The organism is Bacillus sp. S4, assembly GCF_040838205.1.
Classification (GTDB): domain Bacteria; phylum Bacillota; class Bacilli; order Bacillales; family Bacillaceae_G; genus Bacillus_A; species Bacillus_A cereus_U.
On record NZ_JBFPJI010000231.1, the window covers coordinates 1 to 5353 of the forward strand.

Consider the following 5353-nt stretch of genomic DNA (forward strand, 5'->3'; position numbering starts at 1 on the left):
TAAAAAGGTTTTTATATTAAGGAAGGACGTGCACAGCTATGGACTTTAAAACAGTTATGCAAGAGCTTGAAGCCCTCGGTAAGGAACGAACAAAAAAAATATACATATCTAACGGTGCACATGAGCCAGTTTTCGGCGCGGCTACAGGCGCTATGAAACCAATTGCTAAGAAAATAAAAGTAAATCAAGATTTAGCTGAGGAACTTTACTCCACAGGTAACTACGATGCTATGTACTTTGCAGGTATTATTGCAGATCCAAAAGCTATGAATGAGTCTGATTTTAATCGTTGGATAGACGGGGCGTATTTTTATATGCTGTCTGATTATGTGGTGTCAGTGACTTTATCAGAGTCCGATATTGCACAAGATGTTGCCGATACATGGATTAAAAGTGGGGACGAGCTAAGAATGTCAGCAGGATGGAGTTGCTACTGCTGGCTTTTAGGAAATCGCAAAGACAATGAGTTTTCCGAAAGCAAGATTTCCGATATGCTTGAAATTGTGAAAAATACGATTCATGATTCACCAGAACGAACAAAATCCGCTATGAATAATTTTCTAAACACTGTCGCAATTTCATATGTACCACTACACGAAAAGGCAGTTGAAACTGCAAAAGAAGTTGGTATAGTTGAAGTAAAACGTGATAAGAAAAAAAGCAGTTTACTAAATGCTCACGAAAGTATCCAGAAAGAACTTGATAGAGGCAGACTTGGTTTCAAACGTAAATATGTAAGGTGTTAAAAAAACTTCGTATTAGGGTGTCAATCCGATAAAGATTGATACCCTTTTTTACTCACGTTATTCGACTATTAGATAAGCTTAATGACTTCATTAACAGATTCACTAAACATATCAGGATCTTCATTTTTTATTTCCAATAATAGTTCTTTAATGCCACTCGTAATGGATGGATTAAATTGCGAAAGTACTTTTCCATACACCGTTCTTATTTGCGGATTATTGAGTATTCTGTAATGTATAATCTCTACCCAGTCTTTAGCGCCACTCATCATCGACGGAGCAGCTGTAGCAATATATTTCAATCCCTCTTCTATATTATTTTCATATAAGCTCTCTATCCCATGAATCAAACTAAACATAACGTCAAACTGTTCCGTATCATCATCAAAAACTAAACACAAATCTGGAATAACAGAAACATCATTACACTCGATTACTCGTATGCATGACTCATTAAACTCTCGTATCTCATTTTCATTTTGCAGCAAACGACTATCATATAATCGCTTTACATATTCTTGAGTATCCAAAAGAGATTATCCTTTCCTTTTTTCATCTTCAAAATATTCACTGTCCCGATTGATCTTTATCATAAATCCCATCAGTGAATCAGCTATTTTATTTTCAAAGTGATATACAGGCGTTTGTTGAGACGTATTTAAATTAAAAAGTAATATCCTGATACCCTACTTCAACTACCTTTTCATTTAATAAACGAACTCCTACACCATTTTCTATATCCCACGTACACTTAAATGTAATTCCAATCTCTCTTCCCCCCATAATATCTGCATACGGAACAACAATACCATCTAAACTAATCATCTCTAGTATTTGATCAGTTGTTTCAACTAATGGATAATTTTCTCGCACTCCAACATCATATCCTAATTCACATCGCCTTTGTTTGTAATAGTCTAATATAGACTGTAGTAAACTCATTTGTACCTCTTCCCAATTTTTTATTAATGATTGATACGCTACATACTGCCCTTCATCAAACATCCCATCTTCTTCACCATCTATCATCAAATCAATCTCAGTTACATTACCTATAAAAGTTATAGGCATACACTTAGCCCAAGCATAATTATATTCAATCTCTCCAAAAACTGAATCGTTCACTCTCATTTATCCGTCATTCCTCTCACACTTATTACTAAGGTGTCCCTGCTTATTGTTAACTCCCATCAACACCTAACATTTGAAATATTCTTTTAAAAACGAATAAAATGTTGGCCAACTCTCCTTTAATTTTCCACTTAAAAGTAATTCATCTCCACCTTCAAAATTTACTGAGTAAACTTTATCAGTTACACTATTAAGTACCAATGCAGCATTTGCTGTCATTTCCGTTAAAACTAAATACTTATTAGGAAATCCATGTTCCTTTCGAGCAATCATTGTGTAATATTCTATATTATTCTCTTCATCTATAATATCAAGTAATTCATAAGGAACGTACTCTTCCCAAAATGGTCCTGCAAATCGATAATAAAACTCTCTAAATGTATTAGACACTTCTACACCTAACCTATTTATTACTTCATTCACCTTATCTTTATCTTCCCGTTTATATATATCTTCTTCCAAAACTTCTTCTAAACAATTTGGCAAAGCTTGTATTTGTACCCCTCCTTTATAAGTTTTATCCAAGTGTTAATGAAATGAATTAGCAGCTCCCTACAAACTACCTGTATGGTATAGAACCAATAAATGTAACCTCTAAACCATCAAACATATCTTCGCTTTTCGCTTCATTATATTTAAAATCATAAAGAACAATAGCAAAGTTAATATCGTTCGCTAAACTATCTCCATTTATTAGCTTTTTTATTTTAGGAATAATTCGTTCACTATAAGAAAAATCATTTAAAATATGTTCAACATCCCTTTTATTATTCTCATAAAAACAAATTTCAATATTATCTTCATCATAATAACCGAATTCAAAGCTCGTCCCAAACTTTGAATGAACTGAATCACCATCTATCTTGTAATCTATATCGACATACTCCTCAAGGTTTTGGAGTGATTTAGAAATTCAAAACCAAACTGAAACCATTCCACTTTTCCACTCCCATCTAGCCGGTCTATAATTCATATAAACATTCTTCACTTTACTATTTTTGTATCCTCAAACTAGAAATTAACTCATTTAAACTATTCGAAACCTCTATAAACAACCCACGTTCGAATTCCTCCAATTCAACCTTTCCACTTACATTATTTAAAACAACTAGTGAACCATTTCCTTCTACCCTATAGGAATCTTATCTAGTCCCTTAATAACTCGTGATTAAGTCTTCGCCCTCATATCTAGGGTCTTTCTCAACTTTACCATCTTTTGTTTTGATGACTTTTAGTCTACCTAACCACTCTGCTCCGTTATATGTCTCTTCACTTACCCATACATTATGCTTTTTACCGTCTACCTCAACTACTAATGTTGGGTGTGTAAACATGAATTCCTTTTCTACATGCCTACCTACAATTTCTGCATTTAATGATGTACCTTCTTCAACTAGTTTACTATTCTGATACCCCTCGATAATAGGTAATCCGATAAATACAAAGAATATCAGTCCAAATACGATCACTTTCTTCTTTGTACTCCATTTATTCTTTTCTTTCAATTCCTTCTGTCTTGCTTCTCTTTCTTCGCGTTCATCCAAACTCTCATTTAAAGCGTCTTCCCATGCCTTAATTTCTGCTTCGATTTCTGCTTCGACTCTTACTAGTTTTTCTAGTTGTTCATCGGTTGCTACCATCTCATATGAGTTATCTCCAACCAAACGAATTTCAGCACCATTTTCTTTTACTTTTCGCAAGTCTTTTTCTGTACAATCAAACTCTCGAATGATTTCCCCTTGTGTGTTAACAAGTCTAACATAAATGTTTTTTTTCTCCTTCTTCTTAAACATCTGAACTCCCCCTTTATTTGTTTCCTATCATAGATAACACTATTGCAATTAAGATAAAGAAAACGATAATAAGGAAAGTCTTTCCTTTGCTTACTTGTGTTGTAGAACCTTCCAAGACAGCCCATATAAGAATTGGGAAAAGAAGAATACCAAGGAGAATATCAACCAACTTGTTGCTACTCTTCTTTAGTGTTTTTGCTTCTTCTACTATCGGTTTTATCTGAACAGCTTCTTTTCTTATTTGTTTCGGTTTCTTTTTCTTGCGTCTATGATTCACCCAACATACTCCTTTTAAAATAACTTTTTACTAACTATAAAAATACCGGAATATCCCCCTTTTTCACTTCCAATTATTCATATAAGCTCTCAATTTCAATAAACCAAAAAGAATCCTTTTCCATACACTTATCATCAATTTTTTTCAATTCTTCCTTCAACCAAATTATTGTACACTCTGGTATATTATTATCGATAAAGGCATCCTCACCATTTATCTCTACTGCCTTATCAATCATTTTTAAATATGCTAATAAACATTCTGCAAATTGATGTATAGAAGAATTCATAAACACTTCTTTATACTCATCACTATTATTTAGAAATACTATATTTTCTTGTTTTTCAATTATACAAATTGGATCTCCAGAACTTGTTGTTCCTAAATACCAATATTTTCGAAACTCTTCTGGCATATGAAATACATTTATAATAGACCTTACGAAAGACTGAGATGAAGTAAATTCTAAATACGGTGGCGGTGTTTCCGGTAAGCCTCCTATAGACAAAAATCGTTTCACTTCAGCTGAAAAGTTTTTGTTTATTAATTCTTTTTCAGGAAATGTAATGAGTGGGCCATCTTTATTAACATCCCATTTCTCTCGAAAATCCTCTGGTAGTATCATTCTTTCACCTTCTTGACGTGTTTATATCTTTTAAGATTTAGTTGGGCTACTAGTTGTTTTTTTATTTTTTCCACATAAAAAAATACCATCTATTATTATCTACACTTATTCACTAAAACTCCCTATTTCCTCTGCCCAAAAACATCCTTCCGTTAATTTAAATTACTTATCAACTCAACTAGAGAATTAGAAAGAAACTCTTTTTCTTCTGTTTCAAAGTTTTCTATTAATACTTCTCCTGTTTCATTGTCAAAAATGATAGCCCTATCTTCCGGAGAGACAAATCCTATCTATATATACCTAAATTCTCTCCCTTCACTCTCCTCATACTGTTTCGTTAATTGAATAAATTCTACTATAGATTTATTCGGTTCCACAGGGTCAAGGACAACTAATTTTGTACCGTAAAAGCCTTGTATGTCTAAGAACCAATAAGAATTAAAGTATTCTTTTATCGCATCGTGAATATTTACACTCAGTTCTTTCTCAATTTCTATAAAATTATCTATCTTATTTTTCTCAAGAGGTTTCCAATATACATATCCTTCTTCATCTGGATTACTTAAATATAATAAAGGATCCACTTCTGCATCCCACGGTACTTTAGGATACGTTCCATATTTTTTCTCCCATACATTCATAAGTGCTTTAAAATACCGCTCTAACTCTTTTTTTATTTCCATGCCATATCCTTTGCACTAACACCTAATAAGATTTCATTTCATACTGGATTATTAGCAATTGAAAAATAATTAGGCTTCATGTATATTCTCCTTAATAC

General features: G+C 32.9%; 8 protein-coding genes and 2 pseudogenes. 1 reads left to right on the forward strand and 9 read right to left on the reverse strand.

The window, feature by feature from the left end; genetic code table 11:
• Nucleotides 1-38 precede the first annotated feature (38 nt).
• A complete protein-coding gene (locus AB3X48_RS17155) occupies nucleotides 39-746 on the forward strand; it encodes a DNA alkylation repair protein (protein WP_088099263.1) in 708 nt (235 codons plus the stop codon).
• A gap of 68 nt (nucleotides 747-814) precedes the next feature.
• Here the strand turns inward: AB3X48_RS17155 and AB3X48_RS17160 are convergent, their stop codons facing one another.
• The 9 genes and pseudogenes from AB3X48_RS17160 to AB3X48_RS17200 form a co-directional block, all read right to left on the reverse strand.
• Nucleotides 815-1276 (reverse strand): Imm30 family immunity protein, encoded by a 462-nt coding sequence (locus AB3X48_RS17160; protein ID WP_016105395.1) that lies wholly within the window; start codon nucleotides 1274-1276, stop codon nucleotides 815-817.
• Between the two features lie 133 nt (nucleotides 1277-1409).
• Entirely contained in the window at nucleotides 1410-1877 is a 468-nt protein-coding gene (locus AB3X48_RS17165) for a DUF6985 domain-containing protein (protein WP_016105396.1), read from the reverse strand.
• Nucleotides 1878-1943: 66 nt separating this feature from the next.
• Nucleotides 1944-2372 (reverse strand): SMI1/KNR4 family protein, encoded by a 429-nt coding sequence (locus AB3X48_RS17170; protein WP_033714799.1) that lies wholly within the window; start codon nucleotides 2370-2372, stop codon nucleotides 1944-1946.
• 64 nt (nucleotides 2373-2436) lie between these two features.
• Nucleotides 2437-2790, reverse strand: a complete 354-nt coding sequence (locus tag AB3X48_RS17175; RefSeq protein WP_229183431.1) for an immunity 22 family protein — start codon at nucleotides 2788-2790, stop codon at nucleotides 2437-2439.
• A gap of 79 nt (nucleotides 2791-2869) precedes the next feature.
• Nucleotides 2870-3027 (reverse strand): annotated as a pseudogene (locus AB3X48_RS17180) (SecY-interacting protein Syd); the annotation flags it as partial.
• Nucleotides 3028-3031: 4 nt separating this feature from the next.
• Nucleotides 3032-3670: a hypothetical protein gene (locus AB3X48_RS17185; RefSeq protein ID WP_016105398.1), complete on the reverse strand. Its 639-nt coding sequence runs from the start codon at nucleotides 3668-3670 to the stop codon at nucleotides 3032-3034.
• A gap of 13 nt (nucleotides 3671-3683) precedes the next feature.
• Entirely contained in the window at nucleotides 3684-3947 is a 264-nt protein-coding gene (locus AB3X48_RS17190; RefSeq protein WP_002110747.1) for a hypothetical protein, read from the reverse strand.
• 73 nt (nucleotides 3948-4020) lie between these two features.
• A complete protein-coding gene (locus AB3X48_RS17195) occupies nucleotides 4021-4572 on the reverse strand; it encodes an SUKH-4 family immunity protein (protein ID WP_016105399.1) in 552 nt (183 codons plus the stop codon).
• Nucleotides 4573-4724: 152 nt separating this feature from the next.
• Nucleotides 4725-5255, reverse strand: a pseudogene (locus AB3X48_RS17200) (SecY-interacting protein Syd).
• Nucleotides 5256-5353: the final 98 nt, after the last annotated feature.